Origin of the sequence: Polaribacter sp. R77954 (assembly GCF_044595335.1) — a bacterium.
Lineage (GTDB): Bacteria > Bacteroidota > Bacteroidia > Flavobacteriales > Flavobacteriaceae > Polaribacter.
Genome location: NZ_CP138992.1, coordinates 124,113 through 144,872, shown reverse-complemented (window position 1 = coordinate 144,872; position 20,760 = coordinate 124,113). Strand labels below are relative to the sequence as shown.

The following is a 20,760-nucleotide window of genomic DNA, read 5'->3' as shown; positions in this document are numbered from 1 at the left end:
AAATGATGAAATTACTAGACATAACAACAAAAAATAACGTGTTAGAAAGTATGGCAACCCTTCTTGATAAACATCGAGAAGCCATACTGACTGCTAATAAAAAAGATGTAGCCGCATTTCAGAAAGAAGATCAAGCCATGTTAGATCGTTTGATTGTAAACCATCAAAAAATTGATGGAATGATTCAAGCCATAAACGAAGTTAAAGCGCAAGAAGACCCCGTAAATCAAATTATAAGTCATAAAAATTTAGACAACGGATTACAAGTAACCAATAAAACTGCGCCTTTTGGAACCATCATGATTATTTACGAATCTAGACCAGATGTAACCATAGAAGCTGCAGTTTTAGCCTTTAAAGCTAACAACAAAATCTTATTAAAAGGGGGTAAAGAAGCCATAAAGAGTAATTTGATTCTAGTTGATTTATGGCACAAAGCGTTAACCGAAAATAATTTAAGTACCAATTATATTAAGTTGATGCAATTAAACAGAACAGAAACACAAGCTTTTTTAAAAAACCCATCAGAACCATTAGATTTAATTGTACCAAGAGGTGGTGAACGTTTAATTAACTTTGTAAAAGAGCATGCCACATGTGCGGTTTTAGTAAGTGGTAGAGGTAATAATTTTTTATATGTTGATGCACATGCAGATTGGCAAAAAACCTTAACAGTAATCATTAATGCAAAAACCGATAAAATATCGGCTTGTAATGCTTTAGATAAAATTCTAATCAATAAAAACATCGAAAATTTCGAATTAAAAGTAAAAGAATTACAAGCTGTTTTAAGAGAAAAAAAGGTTACTATTTTAGTTGATGAGGACATACAAAAGGTTTTAGCAGACCAACCATTAATTACAGACGCATCGATTTGGCAACAAGAATTTTTAGAGTTAAAGTGCTGTATAGGTGCTGTTGATAATGTAGCGCAAGCCATAACCATGATTAATCAATTTTCTGGTGGCCATTCTGCCTCAATAATGACCACAAATACAGAAAATGCCAATAATTTTATGGAGCAAGTAGATTGTGCTGCTGTTTACAAAAACGCTTCTACGCGTTTTACAGATGGTGGGCAATTGGGTGTAGGTGCAGAATTGGCAATAAGTACAGACAAATTGCACCATAGAGGGCCTTTAGGCTTAAAAGAGCTGGTTACCAACAAATATTATATTATTGGTGAAGGCCATATACGCAACTAAAACTTTAAACACCTTATAGAATAAGAGGGGAAACACAAATTTGAATAGCGCAACCAAACTATTATAGCTTTTGTTTTTTTATAATTGTTGTGCTACTGTGCAAAGTCTGTACAAGGTATTCGATTTTAAAATTACAAGCGGAATTCAAAGCTATTCACTAATACTCCCCTCTTTTATAAAATACGACCTGCTTTTCAGGTATCTTTTTATTTTAAAAAATTGATAATTTTACAAAACAATACCTTGGGTACTTGCTTTTTATGCTGTACCTTAAATTCTTCTACTATCCTATATTTTGTAGCGCACTTGGTTACAATATTAAAATAAACTACAACTTTTGTACATTTATACTAGTATTTTTACTTATTTATACTAGTATTTTTATTCATTTATACTAGTATTTTTTATCTATGGAAAGGGATGCGCTACACAATAGTAAGGCTTCTAAGATAAAATAGTAAAGGTACCTTATCTTAAAATTGATGGATGCTAATACTAAATCACTTTTAAGTAATTACTAATCAAAGTATTACAGAAATGATACTTGTTTTTATTCTTTTGAAACGAATGTTATTTTTAAATAAAACAGAGAAATCTTAAGAACTTACCTTATAACGAATGAAGGTTTACCTCTACAAAATTTAGAATAAATGGTTTACAATAAAGACAAAAAATAATATAGAATCTCCTAATATTATTATATTTTTAGAAATCCTTTCGTAAATGAAAAAGAATATAAATTTAAATGAACAAGATAAATACAAGAAAAGCACTAAACCCTGCATTTAGAAAACACAAACCTTTAAGAAAAGAAGTATCTAATTTTATTACTCAATTACAAACGTGTATTGATGCTGTAAAAATAAGTGATGATAATGGAGAAAGTGAAGAACATATTAAATCTCATTTTATCACATTTTTCAATACTACGTTTTATGAAAAGAATTATATAAATACCAAAGAAAGAATAGATCTTGCTATTTATACAGATGATAAGCCTACTTCTGATGTTGGGGTTATCATAGAAGCTAAGAAACCAAGTAATAAAGCAGAGTTTTTAAGAACAGATAACTTAAACAGAAAAGCATTACAAGAATTATTATTATACTATTTAAGAGAACGTTTAGATAATAGCAATAATAATATAAAGCACTTAATAGCTACTAATGGTTACGAATGGTATTTATTTAAAGGAGAAGATTTTTACAATTACTTCTACAAGAACAAAGCATTAATTAAAGAATACGAATCTTTTAGAGATGGTTTAAAAGACACTACTAAAAACGAATTATTCTACAATGAGATAGCAAAAAAATATATTGCTGAAATAGAAAAAGAAATCCCTTTTGTACATCTAGATTTTACCAAAACCAACTTATCAAAATTAAAAGACAATCATTTAAATACACTCTACAAGGTTTTTTCTGATGTACATCTTTTAGGTCATTCTTTCGGTAACGATAGCAACCAATTAAACACCTCTTTTTATAACGAGTTATTACACATCATAGGTTTAGAAGAGGTAAAAGAAAAAGGTAAAAAAATTATTAGTAGAAAAGCCAAAAGAGATTGGGGTTCGCTTTTAGAAAATACCATTTTTCAGTTAGAAGACAGAGACCATTTAAGCAATATAAAAAGTATTTCAAATTCCGTAGACAAAGCCTTTAATGCAGGTTTAGAATTGTGTTTAACGTGGGTAAATAGAATTCTCTTTTTAAAACTCTTAGAATCTCAATTACTAACCTACCACAAACAAGACAAAAAATACAAGTTTCTTAATGCTGATTTTATCAATGGTTTTGATGATTTAAACGACCTTTTCTTTTCTGCATTAGCAAAAAAAGAAGATGATAGGCATCCAAAATACAAAGACAAATATAAAGACATACCTTATTTAAACAGTTCTTTATTTGAACGCAGTACAATAGAAGATGAAGCCTTTGAAATATCTGCCTTAAATAACGACGAAATTACAATCTACAGTAAAACTGTATTAAAAGATGCCAATGGTAAAAGATTAAAAGGTAATCTTACAGCATTAGAATACCTCTTTAAGTTTTTAGATGCTTACGATTTTGCAACAGATGGCTCAGAAGGTATAGAAGACAACCAAGAAACAAAATCATTAATTAATGCCTCTGTTTTAGGGTTAATCTTCGAAAAAATAAACGGTTACAAAGAAGGCTCTTTTTACACCCCTGCATACATTACAATGTATATGTGTAAAGAAACCATTAGAAGAGCTGTAGTACAAAAATTCAAAGAAGCAGAAAACAATCAGATTGAGACTTTTGAAGATTTACAAGCCTATTGTAGTCGCTTTTTTAAACCTGTAGATATTGCACGTTTTAATACCCTTGTAAACAGTATAAAAATTTGTGACCCAGCTGTTGGTTCTGGGCATTTTTTAGTAAGTGCCTTAAACGAATTAATTGTTATTAAAAACGAACTTAAAATTTTGGTAGATGCCAAAGGAATGAGTTTGCGTTGCGATATAGAAATTGTAAATGATAAACTGTATATTATAGATGATAAAGGTGCATTGTTTGAGTACAACCCAAAAGATACAGAAAGTGTTCGTGTGCAACACACCTTATTTCACGAGAAACAAACCCTTATAGAAAACTGTCTGTTTGGGGTAGATATCAACCCAAATTCTGTAAAGATATGTAGACTCCGTTTATGGATAGAATTGCTTAAAAACGCATATTATACCCCCAAAAACAGACTACAAACCTTACCCAATATAGACATTAATATTAAATGCGGGAACTCGTTAATTAGCCGTTTTAATTTAGCCGATGATTTAAAAGATGCCTTTAAAGGCAAACAAGTAAATTATACCTTTAAAGACTATAAAAATGCGGTTGCAGAATACAAAGAAACCAATAGCAAAGAACGTAAACGTGAAGTTTTACAAATAATTGATGAGGTTAAAAATAACTTTAAAAGCACCTTAGACAATACCTTTTTAAGCAAATACCAAAAAGCACAAGGTAAACTTATAAACGAACAAGAAAGACAAAAGAATCTAATTGCCTTTGGCGAAAAGTTAAAAAAAGCAGATAAAGACAACCTAAAAAAGTTAAAAGCAACAGCAGAAAAAACCTATCTAGAAAAAGAAGAGATTGTAAACAATGCTATTTATGAAAATGCTTTTGAGTGGCGCTTTGAATTTCCAGAAGTGTTAAACGATGAAGGTAGCTATATTGGGTTTGATGCAATTATTGGGAATCCTCCTTATGGTGTATCAATTAAAGGGAAAGAAAGAGTACATTTAGTTAAAAGGATAAATAAAGTACCTGATTACGAAATTTATTATTGGTTTATAGAACGTGCTCATCAAATTTTAAGATACAAAGGTAATGTGTCTTATATCATACCAAATACAATTCTATTTAATGTTTTTGCTCAAGATTACAGAGCAAACCTATTTAATTATTGGAGCATAAATGAAATATTAGATTGTACAGATTTAGACATTTTTGAAGAAGCTACTGTTAGAACAATAATTTTCCAGTTCCAAAAAGAAGGTGAACATAACATCTTGTATTATAAGCGGACTAATAATTTGGAATCATTTGAGCAATTAAAAGATAGAACAACTGAGAATATTGATAGAGAAACAGCTTTAGCCAATAATCAAAACTGGAGCCTTATTTTCAAGTTGGATAAATCTATCTTAAAATTAAATTCAAAAATAAAGAATTCATCTGTTGCCTTAAACACCGTTTTTCCAGAAATAAGCCAAGGATTAATTGCTTATGACAAATATAAAGGACAATCAAAGGAGATAATAAAAACCAGAGCATACCATACTTTTGTAAAAACTAAAGAAACACATAAAAAATGGTTATATGGTGGTGATGTCAAAAGATATTCTTTGAAATGGAATGGTAAGGAATATATAGAATATGATTCTGGAATTGCCAATCCAAGAGATCCAAAATATTTTATCGGAAAACGTATATTAATAAGAGAAATCACAAATCCAAGAATATTTGCTTGCTTAACTGAAGAAGAATTATATAATGATCCTTCTGTATTAATAATAAAAGATAATGAAGATTCTTTTAAAATAGAAATTTTACTAGCTATCTTAAACTCAAAGCTTGCGACATTTTTTCATTTTAAGTCTTCACCAAAGGCAACTAAAGGAGCTTTTCCAAAGATATTAGTATATGATATAAAGAATTTCCCACTTCCAAAGTTTTTAGAAAATTCAAGAATATTCCCTTTAGTTCAAGAAGTATTAAAAAGCAAACAAGAAAATCCAAAAGCAGACACGAGTAATTTAGAAAAAGAAATAGACCAAATGGTGTATGAGTTGTATGGCTTAACAGAAGAAGAAATTGCTATTGTTGAGAATGCTTAAGATTCACCAACACCAAAAAAATAAAAAAGTTGTGAGCTAAATTGCTATTGTAAAGGCTAGCTAGTCATTGCGAGGCACGAAGCAATCTCTTACAAATAGAAAAGAAAGTTAAAAAGCATAATATGAAAAAAAAACAAACAAATACTACTGTAATTTATTACAAAAGTAGTACTTTTGCAGTAACAGTACACACCACGCTACCCAATAGAACAGCGTCCCAGGGTGTGTCTTTTGCTTTTTACACCTTTCTTTTTTTGCTTACCAAAAAAACATTTACTTATGTTTAGTAAAAAAGCATTTACCATAAAAGAACAAATTGCACAACTACAAAAAAGAGGGTTGCTAATTAAAAATACTGTTTTAGCCGAAAAATATTTATCTAATATTAGCTATTATCGTTTAGGTGAGTATTGGTATGTAATGCAAGAAAATAAAGAAAAACATATCTTTAAACCCAATAGTAGGTTTACAGATGTAATAGCTCTTTATAATTTTGATGCAGAACTACGTTTGTTGCTTTTTGATGTTATAGAAAAAATAGAAATTAGTTTACGAACCAAGCTTATTTATCATCTTTCTCACGAAATAAACCCTTGGTGGTTTTCTAATTCAGAAATTTTTATTGATAGTTTACAATACTCTAGAACACTTTCTAAAATTGAAGAAGAAGTAACAAGAGCTAGAAGAAAAGACGTTACCATAAAACATCATTTTAAAAAGCATAAAGACGATTTAAGGTTCCCACCTTCTTGGAAGAGTTTAGAACAAGTTAGTTTTGGTAACTTATCAAAACTATATGGTAATTTAAAACACACAGTAAAATCTAAAGACTTAATTGCACAAGAATTTGGCGCTGTAAACCATACCTATTTACCAAGTTGGTTACAATCTATTGCACAGATTCGTAATTTTTGTGCACATCATTCAAGATTATGGAACAGAAACTTACCAAGTACAGTAAAACTTTTGCCAAAACCACCAAATCCTTGGATTATAGAAAAGAAAAATATTCCAAAACAGTCTAACAAACTATATATGCACTTGTGTTTAATGAAATATGTTTTAAACACAATTCAACCTAATAATGATTTTACTTCTAAATTAAATACATTATTTATCAAGTATCCAAATGTAGACCCAAATGCTTTAGATATGAAAGCCAATTGGCAACAAGAACCACTTTGGAAATAAGTAAATAGAAAAGAAGTGGAAAAAGAAAGTTAAAAAGATTTAATATGCAAAACAACCAACAAAACATCATAATTTACAACACAGCAGATGGCAAAGCATCTGTAAGTTTATATACAAAAGATGGCAATGTTTGGATGAATCAAAGTCAACTTGCAGAACTTTTTGACACCTCTAAGCAAAACATAAGCTTACATATTATAAATATACTGAAAGACAAAGAGTTAAATAAAGATTCAGTTGTCAATGATTACTTGACAACTGCCCAAGATGGCAAAGAATACAATATTACTTTTTATGCCTTAGATATGATTTTGGCTATTGGGTTTAGAGTACGTAGCAAACGAGGTACACAATTCAGAATTTGGGCAAATCAAAACCTTAAAGAATATATGATTAAGGGGTTTGTAATGGATGATGAACGCCTAAAAAATCCTGATGGCAGACCAGATTATTTTGATGAATTACTGGCACGTATTAGAGAGGTTAGAGCCTCAGAAAAACGCTTCTATCAAAAAGTAAGAGATTTATTTGCATTAAGCAGCGATTACGACCCAACAGACAAAGCTACACAAATGTTTTTTGCAGAAACACAAAATAAATTACTCTATGCAGTAACCCATAAAACAGCAGCAGAATTAGTACTAGCAAGAGCAAATGCAAAAGACCCTAATATGGCATTAACCACTTGGAAAGGTAACCAAGTAAGAAAACAAGACATCTTTATTGCAAAAAATTATTTAAATGAAGATGAATTAGATTCTTTAAATAGGTTGGTAGTTATCTTTTTAGAAACAGCAGAACTAAGAGCAAAAAACCGTATAGACATTACAATGAAATTCTGGAAAGAAAATGTAGATAGAGTATTAGAGTTTAACGACCAAAAAGTGTTAAAAGGTTTGGGTAGTATTTCTAACAAGCAAATGGAAGAAAAAGTTAGAAAAATATATGCAACATTCGATACCAATAGAAAAATAGCAGAAGCCAAAAAAGAAGATGCTATAGAATTAGAAGAAATAGAAAAATTACTAAAAAAGAAAAATAAAACATAAAAAAGCTCTAAATGTTATTTCGTATCGTATGTCATTGTGCATGTTCTAAACTTGTTTCAGAAACTCACGTAGCAATCTCACAACCGCAATAAAAAGCTTACTTTACTTCTGCCTCTCTTTGGCGATATTCTAAAGGTTCTCAATAGCATAAAAATAGTAACGATATAAAGAAACAAATAGTAACGGACCTAACAAAGAACAAGTAACCTTAATTCTGTTGCACAAAAAAGAGGCTATCTAAAAAGTAGCCTCTTTAAATTAAACACTGGACATTAAAATAACTGTTTTGGTTTACTTAGTTTTTAAGTAAATCTAAATTACGATTCCAGCGAATATCTGCAGTACCGCCTTTACATCTATAAGCCCCAATACGAATTCTTGTTTCTACAGGCTCTGCTGTTTGACCATTTGTATTTTGTGTAGATATTTCATGCGTTTTAGTAACCCCATTTATTGTATAGATTACTCGTTGTCTTTTTCTGTTATTGCTGGTATAAAATTCCGTTTTTATATCTACATTAAAATCTGTATTTCGTTTTACTGTGGTAATATAAACCATTCTTCTTCCAGAAGTTCCAGACCCACCTCTCTTTTTTACCAATTCTGCATAAATTTTAAAATCTTTTACTTTTCCGTTTTGTAAAATAATACTGCCTGTTCCAGAATTATTTCTTTTTGGTTTTGCTACAAACAAAACAATTGCTGGATCTTGTGATTCTCCTAAATCTGTTCGTAAATTCGTATGCTTTCCTTTTACTTGCGCAATGTAGGTTCCATCTCCATCATTTACAGCGCTATCACTAATATTATCAGTTACGCTACCTGCACTATTAATTCTAACTGTGCTTGTAACTTGTAGGTATTTACCATTTGCAAAATTTTGTTTAGGGCTGGTTCGCTCCATTCTAACTTGTAGTGTGCCTGGACCACTATTATTCGCTGAATTTAGCTTGTAAACTCCAAAATTATTGTACTGATAATAATCATGAGAACAACTTCTATCATCAATTTCTGTATTGATATCATCATTATAATCAGTACCTGATATGGCATCTATAGGCATATAATTATTAGTATCGCACGTTCCTTTAGCTAACGGTGTAATATTATTTTTGGTAGAAGAAGGATTGGCTTCCATTAGTAATCCGTCGTTCTCTTGTTCGCAAGAAATTAAAGTTGTAAGCGCTACAGCAACTGCCATTAGCTCTAGTTTAATGTTAAAATTTTTCATTTTATTAAATTTATTTATAGTTACCTTTAAACTAGAGTTAATAAAAGTTTGTAACATCCTGAGCTATCCTGTACAATTAAAAACACGCTCTATTTTATTTGATTTACCGTTAAAACAATATATTTAAAAGCTGCTTATCTATATTTTATAACCAAAAAAGCCTCGCTAATGCGAGGCTTTTTAATCTAATTTATGTTTTATAAAATTATGCTAACACTTCACTTACTTTATCAGCAGCTTCTTGAAATTCAGTAGCAGAAATAATTTCCATTCCTGAATTATCAATCAATTCTTTGGCTTCTTTAGCATTTGTACCTTGTAATCTACAAATAATTGGTACTGTAATTTTATCGCCCATACTTTGGTAAGCATCTACAACACCTTGTGCTACTCTATCACAACGTACAATACCTCCAAAAATATTCACTAAAATAGCTTTTACGTTTGGATCTTTTAAAATGATACCAAAAGCAGTTTCTACCCTTTGTGCATCTGCAGTACCACCAACATCTAAAAAGTTAGCAGGCTCACCACCAGATTCTTTAATCAAATCCATAGTTCCCATTGCTAAACCAGCTCCGTTAACCATACAACCTACGTTACCATCTAAATCTACATAGTTTAAACCAGCAGCTTTTGCTTCAACTTCAATTGGGTTTTCTTCACGTAAATCGCGCATTGCTGCGTAATCTTTATGCCTGTATAACGCATTTTCATCTAAAGAAACTTTGGCATCTACAGCCATAATTTTAGCATCCGAAGTTTTTAATACAGGATTAATTTCAAACATAGAAGAATCTGACTTAATGTATGCCGTATATAAAGCAGTCACAAATTTTGTCATTTCTTTAAAAGCAACACCAGACAAACCTAAGTTAAAAGCAACTTTACGAGCTTGAAAAGGCATTAAACCTAATAAAGGATCTATTTCTTCTGTAAAAATTAAATGCGGAGTTTCTTCTGCTACTGTTTCAATATCCATTCCACCTTCTGTAGAATACATAATCATGTTTTTACCAGTAGCTCTGTTTAACAAAACAGACATATAATACTCATCTGGTTCTTCATCACCAGGATAATACACATCTTCTGCAACTAAAACTTGATTTACCAATTTACCTTCTGCAGACGTTTGTGGTGTAATCAACATCATACCTAAAATATCATCAGAAATACTTTCTACTTGTTCTAAGTTTTTAGCCAATTTAACGCCACCACCTTTTCCACGCCCACCTGCGTGTACTTGTGCTTTAATTACATGCCAACCTGTACCTGTATCTTCAGTAAGTTTTTTTGCGGCTGCTACTGCTTCTGCTGGAGTAGTTGCTACAATTCCTCTTTGAATTCTAACACCAAAACTATTTAATATTTCTTTTCCTTGATATTCGTGTAAGTTCATTTGTATTGTGTTTTATAACGTGAGCAAAAATACAAATTCAAAAATTAAAGCTTATAAATATTTCAATAAAATTAATAAGTACAAATAACACCCCCTTTTTAAAATTTAAAACACTGACATAAAATACGTTAACCATATCATTTTAAACACAATAAGTCAAATATTTACATTTTAAGATTTTATTAACATCTGTAAATTGTAACACTTTATAATGTAGAAGGTCTTTATGATAATTAGCATTTTTTGCAATTTTATGTGTTAAAAACAATGTAAAAAGCAAAATGTGTTACAACACAAATCAACCAAAAATACATGTTCAAAAAAATTTCAGCACTACTCATTGTAGTGTTTTGTACTCAACATTTGTGGTCTCAAAACCAAAAAGACCGAAAAACAGTTAATACTACTAGAGTTTCAAATGCTCCAAAAATTGATGGAAATTTAAATGATAGCGCTTGGAAAAACGCAGAATTGCTGACAGATTTTGTCATTTTTAGACCAGAAAATGGCCAATTGGTTACTGATGAATACCAAACCATAGTAAGAGTGGTTTATGATGATGATGCCGTTTATATTGCTGCCCAAATGAATGATCCTGATCCTCAAAATATACCTAGTGAATTTGCTGTTAGAGATAATTTTGGAATAGCTGATTTTTTCTTAGTAACGATTAACCCAAATGATGATGGCCAAAATCCATTTGAATTCATTGTGCAAGCTACAGGTAACCAAGCAGATGCTAAAGTTTCTAATGGGAATGAGGATTTTGATTGGAGTGCTGTTTGGGACAGTGCTGTGAAAATTACTGATAAAGGCTGGAATGTAGAAATAGAAATTCCTTACAGAGCCATTCGTTTTGCAAACAGACCTGTACAAGCCTGGGGTTTTAATTTTCATAGAAGATTAGAAAAATTAAACCAACAACACACTTGGACGCACGTTGATAATACTGTTGGACGATGGACGCAGTATGATGGATTAATTACTGATTTTAGAGATATTAAACCCTCTACAAGACTAAATTTATACCCTTATGCTTCTGCTGTAACCAATACTTTTGAAGGTGTTACTGATTTTGATTGGAATGTGGGTATGGACATTAAATACGGTTTAACTGAAAACTTTACACTAGATGCTACTTTAATACCCGATTTTAGTCAAGTTGGTTTTGATGATGTGGTTTTAAACCTAGGGCCTTTTGAGCAACGTTTTACAGAACAACGACAATTTTTTACAGAGGGTACAGAACTATTTAATATTGCAAACCTATTTTATTCTAGAAGAATTGGAGGCGCACCTATTGATCAATTTAACATTGCAAACACTATTGCTGATGACGAAGAAATTATTGAATATCCTGGTAAAGTAACCATGCTAAATGCAGTTAAAATATCTGGAAGAACAAAAAAAGGCCTAGGTGTTGGATTTTTTAATGCCATAACAGAAAGTACAGAAGCTACAGTAAGAAATAACAGTACTGGAAATACTAGAAAAGAAGTTATTGACCCTTTTACCAATTATAATATTTTAGTACTAGATCAACAATTTAATCAAAATTCAAGTGTATCCTTAATCAATACTAACGTCACTAGAGATGGGCGTTTTAGAGATGCCAATGTTACTGCTTTAGATTGGCATATAGAAACTAAAGATAGCAAATACAATGCTGATGGTTCTGTTAGAATGAGTACCATTTCTGATGATGAAAATAGCCCAAACACAGGCTATACTTTTGACAATAGTTTTGGTTACGACTTCGAGAATTGGTTTTGGGAAATTGGCTATAATTTTGAAAATAAAGATTTTGACAACAACGATTTAGGCATTTTATTTACCAATAACCAACAAACCATTTATGGAAATTTTGGATGGCGAACAGTACAACCCACTAAAAATTTTAATAACATTTGGGTAAATTCTTATCACAATATAAACTTTCAGCACTTTTCTGGAATGTATACAGGGTATTTTTCTGGCATTGGGGGTAGTGCACAAACAAGAGAGCGCTTTTCATTTGGGGCTAATTTAAACTACAGTTCAGAAGAAAAAGATTTTTTTGAACCTAGACAAGGAACCACAAGTGGCCAATACTTTTTGCAACCAGAACGTTTGAATGTTAATGGCTGGTTTGAAACAAACTCTCAGAAAAAATTTGAACTTAGTGCAAATGCTTACTATACAGGCTATAGCAACAACCCAAAAGAAGGGTATGGCTATAGTCTTGGTTTAAGGCATCGTTTTAACAATCAATTTTCGTTACGTTATAATTTACGTTTTAACCAAACGAATGACGACCAAGGTTACGTAGACCAAACAGATGATCACATTATTTTTGGTTTTAGAGATCGTAAAAATTACACCAATACCATTTCTGGTAAATATAGCTTTAGTACCAATTCATCACTCTCATTAAGTTTTAGACATTTTTGGGAATCTGTAAGCTACAACAGTTATGCAAACTTGTTTTCAAACGGCCAAATATATCCTAACACCAATTACACAGGAAACAATGTGAATTTTAACAGCTGGAATTTAGACTTAAATTACATTTGGCAATTTGCACCTGGCAGCCAATTGATTGCTTTTTATAGAAATTCCATTTTTAATTCAGATACCAATGCTAATATCGATTTCTTTGGCAATTTAGAAAACCTATTCAATCAATCTCAAAGACATACCATTTCTGTACGTTTTGTCTATTTTATTGATTACAATCGATTAAAGAATATTTTTTAAGCTTTAAACGCAAGGGCGCAAGGTTTTTTTAACAAAGTTCGCAGAGGTATCTGATAAGACAACTTCGCGAGCTTTGCTTTTTTCTACATGTCTCTGGGTTTATACCCCCCATAATTCCCTACTTTTTTTATACATTCGTAATTCGATATAAAAACTATGATTGTTACAAAAAATATCCATAAATACTATGGTGATGTTGAGGTATTAAAGGGATTAGATTTAGAAATCAAAAAAAGTGAAATTGTTGCTATTGTGGGGCCTTCTGGAGCAGGAAAAACTACTTTACTACAAATTCTTGGTACTTTAGATCAACCTTTAAAAGAGCAAGATTTTGAATTGTCTATAAATAATAGCTCTCTTAAAAATTTATCTGACAAACAATTATCAGCGTTTAGAAATCAGCACATTGGTTTTATTTTTCAATTTCATCAATTATTACCAGAGTTTACGGCTTTAGAAAATGTGTGTATTCCTGCTTTTATCGCCAAAAAACCAAAAAAAGAAACAGAAACCAAAGCCAAAGAATTACTAGAATTTTTAGGATTATCGCATAGAATACATCATAAACCCAACGAACTTTCTGGAGGCGAACAGCAACGTGTTGCTGTTGCAAGGGCTTTAATCAACAATCCTTCAGTTATTTTGGCAGATGAGCCTAGTGGTAATCTAGATAGTGCGTCTGCAAAAAACTTACACGAACTCTTTTTTAAATTGCGAGATGAATTTGGTCAAACCTTTGTTTTAGTAACTCATAATGAAGAACTGGCAACTATGGCAGATAGAAAGTTAACCATGAAAGATGGTAAAATAATTTAATCTGTAATGAAAAAACTCATTCTTTTTTCGCTATTCATTTTGCTCTTTAACGCGTGTGCATCGTTATTGAATAAAGAAAGAACAATCGTTAAATTTTCTGCGGATAGCAATAGTAAAATTATATACCAAAACGACACCTTACAAGTTGACCGCCAACAAATAAAAATTGAACCAAAACGCTCTAATAGGGCATTAAAAATTACAGTATTAAAAGACAACCTTAACCAAGATTTTTATTTAGAAAGTAAATTATCATCGTTATTTTGGGCGAATATTTTTGGTAATTACGGAGCGGGTATGTTAATTGATTTCAGCAATAACAAACGTTTTACCTATCAACATAACTTACATTTTGTAACAGATAGTGTTAAACAAAAAATTGTTTTAAGTAATCAAAAAATCAATGCTATTCCTAAAAACAGCGTTTTTCTGTACACCTCGCCTTTACAGTTTTTAGATTTTTTTAATGAACCCATGGCAACACTGGGTACAGAATATTTTTTGCGCAACAATATTAGTGTAAGTGGCGAGTATGGTTTTAGAAATTCGGCTTTTAATGATAGAGAACACAATGTTACTTTTTTAACAGAAAAAGCAAGCATTTTTAGAGTAGAAACCAAATGGTACAATGTTATTAATTTCACCAAGAATGTGCATTCAGACGAATATTTAAGTATTGAATACAGACAAATAAATAGCAATTATAATGATAATATAAATTATTACAATAGAGATAATACAATACAATATGATTTTATAACTGATGATTTTGCTACCAAAAAAACAGTAAGCATCATCAATTTAAAATACGGAATATTAGTGCCTTTAGGTAAAAAAATGTATTTTGATTTTTATTCTGGTTTTGGAATTCGCACAAAAAAATTCGATCATATCAATTTAGAGTATAACAAACAAATACATCAAATTAATTTCAGTGATGACCTTTCGCTTTTTGAAATAAGAGAATTTAAAGATTACAACCAAAAATCGTTTTTAAATTATTCATTAGGCTTTAAATTTGGTATAAAACTATAACGTTTGAAGAAATCTGAACTCAAAGAATTTTTAGATGAAAAGGTTATTCTTTACAATAACCCTAAGTTTATAGCATCAGATCCTATTCAGATTCCGCATACTTTTTCTAAAAAAGAAGATATAGAAATCGCTGCGTTTTTAACAGCCACTATTTCTTGGGGTAACAGAACCATGATTATAAAAAACGCTTTTAAAATGATGGAATTGCTAGACAATGTACCCCATGATTTCATCATCAATCATCAAGAAAAAGACCTACAAACCTTTGAAAACTTTGTGCATAGAACTTTTAATTATATAGATTTTCAGCAATTTGCAAAATCGCTACAACATATTTATCAACATCACCAAGGTTTAGAACATGCTTTAGCCATTACAGATAAAACAAACAATTACCAGACTGCTATTCATCAATTTAAGCAAATTTTCTTTGAGGTAGATCATCAACAAAGAACCCAAAAACACGTTTCAGATCCTTTAAAAAATTCGGCTGCAAAACGAATCAATATGTTTTTACGTTGGATGGTAAGAAACGACAATGCTGGCGTAGATTTTGGAATTTGGAAATCACATAATCCAGCGCATTTATCTTGTCCTTTAGATGTGCATTCTGGTAATGTTGCCCGAAAATTAAAACTCTTAAAAAGAAAGCAAAACGATTGGACAGCTTTGGCTGAACTCGATAAAAATTTAAGAAAATTAGACAAACAAGATCCTGTAAAATACGATTTTGCTCTTTTTGGTTTGGGTGTTTTTGAGAAGTTTTAAAGAGGCCTCCTCTACCTCCTCCAAAGGAGGAGAACTCTTTGTAGAAATATTTACTGGAACTTCTTTGTAATTTTTCACAAAATGTTGAATAAAAAAATCTATACTTTATTTGGTTTTATCAATTTTCTCTTTGTGAAACTTTGAGATTTCTTTGTAAATCTATGTGAAACACATAAAAATCTAAAATCAATATTAACAAAACATATTCTATTATTTTGGTTATTTTTGATGCTGACTCAAATTCAAACAATCCACGCTATTATGATGAAAAAAAATATTTTTCTTTTAAGTATATTATTTTCATTAACTATCACATCACAAGATCATAGAATTCCTTTAGATACAATGGTAGTTACCACAAACTCGGTAATTATTAAAGGCAAAACTATACCTTACAAAGCCATTACAGGCATGCAGCCAGTTTGGGATGATCATGGAAATGTTACAGCTTCTTTATACTATACCTATTACAAAAGAAGCGATATAAAAAATGATGAAAACAGACCTATAATTATGTCTTTTAATGGTGGCCCTGGCTCTGCCTCAGTTTGGATGCATATTGCTTATACTGGACCAAAAGTGTTAAAAATTGATGATGAAGGGTATCCCATACAACCTTATGGAATTAAAGACAACCCAAATTCTATTCTAGATGTGGCTGATATTGTGTTTGTGAATCCTGTAAATACAGGATATTCTAGACCTGTAGTTGCCAAAGGAAAGAAATTAGATACCTCTCAGTTTTTTGGGATTAATGCAGATGTAAAATATTTAGCGGGTTGGTTAAATACGTTTATCACCAGAAATAATCGTTGGAAATCGCCTAAATATATTATTGGAGAAAGTTATGGTGGAACTCGTGTGATGGGTTTGGCTGCAGAACTGCAAAACAGCCAATGGATGTATTTAAATGGCGTAATTATGGTGTCGCCTGCAGATTATAAAGTTTTACGAACAGAAAGTGCTGTAGATTATGCTATTAATCTACCTTATTTTACGGCTGCAGCTTGGTATCACAATATGTTACCACCAGCTTTACAAAACAAAGATTTATTAGACATTTTACCTGAATCCGAAAATTATGCCATTAATAATTTATTGCCTGCTATCGCCAAAGGCGGATTTATTACTGAGGATGAAAAAAATAGCGTTGCTAAAAAAGTAGCGTATTATTCTGGATTGAGTGAAAAAGTAATTCTTCAAAATAATTTAGAAGTATCACCATCCTTTTTTTGGAAAGAATTACTAAGAGATAAAACCGGGCAAACTATTGGACGATTAGATTCGAGATATTTGGGTTTAGACAAGCGTGAAATTGGCACAAGACCGGATTTTAATTCGGAATTAACATCTTGGTTACACTCGTTTACACCTGCCATTAATTATTATATTAGAGAAGAATTGAATTTTAAAACAGATGTAAAATACAATCTTTTTGGTTCGGTTAGGCCTTGGGACAATCGTAATAATAACGTAAGAGAGGGTTTGCGCCAAGCCATGGCACAGAATCCTTATTTAAAAGTTTTAATTCAGTCTGGTTATTATGATGGTGCTACCACTTATTTTAGCGCAAAATATACCATGTGGAAAACAGACCCAAGTGGAAAAATGAAAGATCGTTTCTTTTTTAAAGGATACAGAAGTGGCCACATGATGTATTTAAGAAACGAAGATTTACAAAAAGCCAACAACGATTTAAGGACATTTATTAGCAATAGTTTGGCCAAAGGTAAACCCGCAAAATATTAATTGAATGCAATTTCAAAACCCTGCTATTTTATACTTTTTACCATTATTGATTATCCCCATTTTGGTACATCTTTTTCAGTTGCAAAAGTTTGTAAAAGTACCTTTTACCAATGTGGCTTTTTTACAAAAATTAGTACAAGAAACACGCAAGAGTTCACAGATTAAAAAGTGGCTAATTTTAGCAACAAGATTATTGTTATTTACAGCACTAATTTTTGCTTTTGCACAACCTTATTTTAGTGATAAAACATTAGAAACTAAGCAGCATACTTTTGTGTATTTAGACAATTCTTTAAGTACAAATACCAAAGGAGCAAAAGGCGATTTACTGCAAATTGCTGCACAAGAAATTATTGAAAACGCTTCGAAAAAAGACCATTATACCTTACAAACCAATACCGATTTTTATGAGGACATCACTTATGATGAGTTAAAAAACACACTACTCACAATTAAAAACACTTCAAAAAAAATAGATCTTCAAAGTGTTTTGCTAAAAATGAACAGCATAAAAAACCAAAAAAGTAACACTTTACATAAAAACGTTTTAATTTCTGATTTTCAGAACACTTATCAAAAAATGTTTACAAATGTAACCGCTAATTTTTCTGGTATTCAATTACAAAGTAACACTAAAAACAACATTTCTATTGACAGCGTTTTTATCAAAAATGAAAACTCCACAAACTTAACTGTAAACGTAGTTGTAAAAAACCAAGGAGTCCATAAAAAAAATATTCCTGTTGCTATTTTTAATGGTAATAAATTAATAAGTAAACAATCTTTTTCGGCAGAAGAAAACACAAACAAAACAATTTCGTTTACCCTACAAAACGAACCTAAATTTCTTGGTAAAATAGTATTGACTTTTAACGACACTTTTACTTTTGACAACACCTTTTATTTTAGCCTAAATAACACCGAAAAAATAAACGTTTTAAGTATAGGAAAAGACGTAAAATTTTTATCTAAAATATATACTAAAGACGAATTTAATTTTACACAATCTTCTATAAAAAACATTAACTACAACACGCTCTCAAAACAACAAATCATCATACTTAGTGAGTTAGAAAAGATACCAGAAATAGTATCAAAAAGTATCATTGATTTTTCAAAAAAAGGAGGCACTGTGGTAATTATACCAAGTTTAGATTCTGATGTAGATTCGTATAATTTATTTTTATCTACAATCGGAAATGCTAAAATTCAACCTCAAGTTAAAGACACTTTAAAAATTACCAATATCAATTTTAACCATCCATTATTTAAAAATGTATTCTCTAAAAAAGTGCGTAATTTTCAATATCCTGTGGTTAAAAGCTACTACCCTATTGCTACAAAACGAGGTAGTAATATCATCAATTTTGAAAATAACACCCCATTTATAAGTCAATTAAACAACAAAAAAGTGTATTGGATTTCGGGTGCGCTATCAAAAGAAAATAGCAACTTTTTAAATTCACCCCTAATTGTGCCTGTATTTTATAATTTCGGAAAGTTAAGTTTTAAACATTCTCAATTGTACTATTATTTAGATGATGAAAATAAAATAGATGTAACAACGAATTTAAAAAAAGATGAAATTTTAACGATAAAAAGTGCAGAAACTTCTTTTATTCCACCACAGCAAACCTATCAAAATAAAGTAAGTATTACTACAAAAAATAATCCTTTAAAAGCGGGTTTTTACAACATCATTAGCAAAAAAGATGCTTTACAAACCATTGCCTTTAACACCCCAAAAGAAGAAAGTTTATTAGATTTTTTAGAGGTAAAGATGTTAGCATCAAAAAATAACAACATCAATTTTTCGTTTTCTATAGCTGATGTTTTTAAAGATCTGAACAAAAAAAATGAAGTTCATTGGCTTTGGAAATGGTTTTTAGCCTTGGCAATTGTATCTTTGTTATTAGAAATTTTGATTTTAAAATTCTATAAACCATGAGTACGCTTCTAAAAAATGCAGTAATTATAGATGCATCTAGTCCTTATCATCTTCAAAAAAAGGATATTTTAATCACCAATGGAAAGCTCGAAGAGATTGAAGATTCTATAGCATCAAAAGAAAATTACAACGTAATTGCTTTAGAAAACTTACATGTTTCTTGTGGTTGGTTTGATACCAGTGTTTCTTTAGGAGAACCTGGTTTTGAAGAACGAGAAAACATAAAAAACGGACTGCAAGTGGCTGCGAAAAGTGGTTTTACTTCGATTGCTGTTAATGCAAATACCAATCCTGTTATCGATTCTAAATCTGATGTTGAATACTTAATAAACAAAGCGCAACATTCAGCCACAAAATTATATCCTATTGCTGCCTTAACACAAGGTAGTAAAGGTATTGAAATGGCTGAGTTGTATGATATGCAACAATCTGGAGCCATTGCTTTTGGAGATTACAACAAACCAATTGAAAATGACAACTTAATGAAAGTGGCATTATTATATGCCCAAAATTTTGATGGCTTAGTGTTAAGTTTTCCAAAAAACAATGCCATTGCTGGTGAAGGAATTGCCAACGAAGGCATTAATAGTACAAAATTAGGGTTAAAAGGCGCGCCTGCTTTGGCTGAGCATATTCAGATTGCAAGAGATTTATTTTTATTAGAATATACAGGAGGCAAATTGCATATTCCTACAATTTCTACAGCTAAATCTGTAGCTTTAATTAAAGAAGCTAAGAAAAAAGGATTGCAAGTAACTTGTAGTGTTGCAGCACATCATTTGGTATTGACTGATGATGAATTACATGGATTTGACAGTAATTTTAAAACGAATCCACCTTTGAGAACAAAAGATGATTTAAAGGCATTGCAAATAGGCGTAAAAGAAGGTGTGATTGACATCATTACCTCAGATCATAACCCTATTGATATTGAAGATAAAAAAGTAGAATTTAGCCAAGCTTTAGATGGCGTAATTGGTTTAGAATCTGCTTTTAGCGCTATTAATTCTGTATTAAACATTTCAGATTATATTGCTGCAATTACCTCAAAACCAAAAGAAATTTTTGGAATTGAAAATCATACTATTAAAGAAAATAATTTAGCAGATATTACTTTGTTTCATCCATCAAAAGAAATCATTTTTACAAAAGATGCTATTTTATCAACTTCAAAAAACAGCCCTTTTATCGAGAAAAAATTAAAAGGATATGTTTATGGAATTTTTGCAAACAATCAACTAATTTTAAAATAAATACA

At 30.7% G+C, this 20,760-nt stretch carries 13 protein-coding genes; 11 read left to right on the top strand and 2 right to left on the bottom strand.

Features of this window, described 5'->3' with window-relative positions; all coding sequences use genetic code 11:
• Positions 1-5: 5 nt before the first annotated feature.
• The 4 genes from SJY27_RS00540 (at position 6) to SJY27_RS00525 (ending at position 7,820) form a co-directional block, all read left to right on the top strand.
• Positions 6-1,205: a glutamate-5-semialdehyde dehydrogenase gene (locus SJY27_RS00540; RefSeq protein WP_397446291.1), complete on the top strand. Its 1,200-nt coding sequence runs from the start codon at positions 6-8 to the stop codon at positions 1,203-1,205.
• Between the two features lie 745 nt (positions 1,206-1,950).
• A complete protein-coding gene (locus SJY27_RS00535; RefSeq protein ID WP_397446290.1) occupies positions 1,951-5,580 on the top strand; it encodes an Eco57I restriction-modification methylase domain-containing protein in 3,630 nt (1,209 codons plus the stop codon).
• A gap of 279 nt (positions 5,581-5,859) precedes the next feature.
• Entirely contained in the window at positions 5,860-6,771 is a 912-nt protein-coding gene (locus tag SJY27_RS00530) for an Abi family protein (RefSeq protein ID WP_397446289.1), read from the top strand.
• Between the two features lie 44 nt (positions 6,772-6,815).
• A complete protein-coding gene (locus SJY27_RS00525; protein ID WP_397446288.1) occupies positions 6,816-7,820 on the top strand; it encodes a virulence RhuM family protein in 1,005 nt (334 codons plus the stop codon).
• Positions 7,821-8,115: 295 nt separating this feature from the next.
• Here the strand turns inward: SJY27_RS00525 and SJY27_RS00520 are convergent, their stop codons facing one another.
• Positions 8,116-9,051, bottom strand: coding sequence for a hypothetical protein (locus tag SJY27_RS00520; RefSeq protein ID WP_397446287.1), 936 nt, complete (start codon positions 9,049-9,051; stop codon positions 8,116-8,118).
• A 205-nt stretch (positions 9,052-9,256) separates the two neighbouring features.
• On the bottom strand, positions 9,257-10,450 hold the full coding sequence (gene sucC, locus SJY27_RS00515; RefSeq protein WP_397446286.1) for an ADP-forming succinate--CoA ligase subunit beta: 1,194 nt from the start codon (positions 10,448-10,450) through the stop codon (positions 9,257-9,259).
• A gap of 312 nt (positions 10,451-10,762) precedes the next feature.
• Between sucC and SJY27_RS00510 the strand changes: the two genes are divergently transcribed.
• The 7 genes from SJY27_RS00510 to SJY27_RS00480 all read left to right on the top strand — a co-directional run bounded on the left by SJY27_RS00510 (position 10,763) and on the right by SJY27_RS00480 (position 20,755).
• Complete coding sequence (locus SJY27_RS00510; protein WP_397446285.1) at positions 10,763-13,186, top strand: DUF5916 domain-containing protein; 2,424 nt, start codon at positions 10,763-10,765, stop codon at positions 13,184-13,186.
• A 156-nt stretch (positions 13,187-13,342) separates the two neighbouring features.
• Positions 13,343-14,002, top strand: coding sequence for an ABC transporter ATP-binding protein (locus SJY27_RS00505; protein WP_397446284.1), 660 nt, complete (start codon positions 13,343-13,345; stop codon positions 14,000-14,002).
• 6 nt (positions 14,003-14,008) lie between these two features.
• Positions 14,009-15,037 carry a hypothetical protein gene (locus SJY27_RS00500; protein ID WP_397446283.1) on the top strand — a complete coding sequence of 343 codons (1,029 nt, stop codon included), beginning with the start codon at positions 14,009-14,011 and terminating at the stop codon, positions 15,035-15,037.
• A 3-nt stretch (positions 15,038-15,040) separates the two neighbouring features.
• Positions 15,041-15,805, top strand: a complete 765-nt coding sequence (locus SJY27_RS00495) for a TIGR02757 family protein (protein WP_397446282.1) — start codon at positions 15,041-15,043, stop codon at positions 15,803-15,805.
• A gap of 264 nt (positions 15,806-16,069) precedes the next feature.
• Positions 16,070-17,554, top strand: coding sequence for a S10 family peptidase (locus SJY27_RS00490; protein ID WP_397447943.1), 1,485 nt, complete (start codon positions 16,070-16,072; stop codon positions 17,552-17,554).
• Positions 17,555-17,558: 4 nt separating this feature from the next.
• Entirely contained in the window at positions 17,559-19,502 is a 1,944-nt protein-coding gene (locus SJY27_RS00485) for a BatA domain-containing protein (protein WP_397446281.1), read from the top strand.
• Positions 19,499-20,755: a dihydroorotase family protein gene (locus SJY27_RS00480; RefSeq protein WP_397446280.1), complete on the top strand. Its 1,257-nt coding sequence runs from the start codon at positions 19,499-19,501 to the stop codon at positions 20,753-20,755. Before SJY27_RS00485 ends, SJY27_RS00480 begins: the two co-directional genes overlap by 4 nt.
• Positions 20,756-20,760 lie beyond the last annotated feature (5 nt).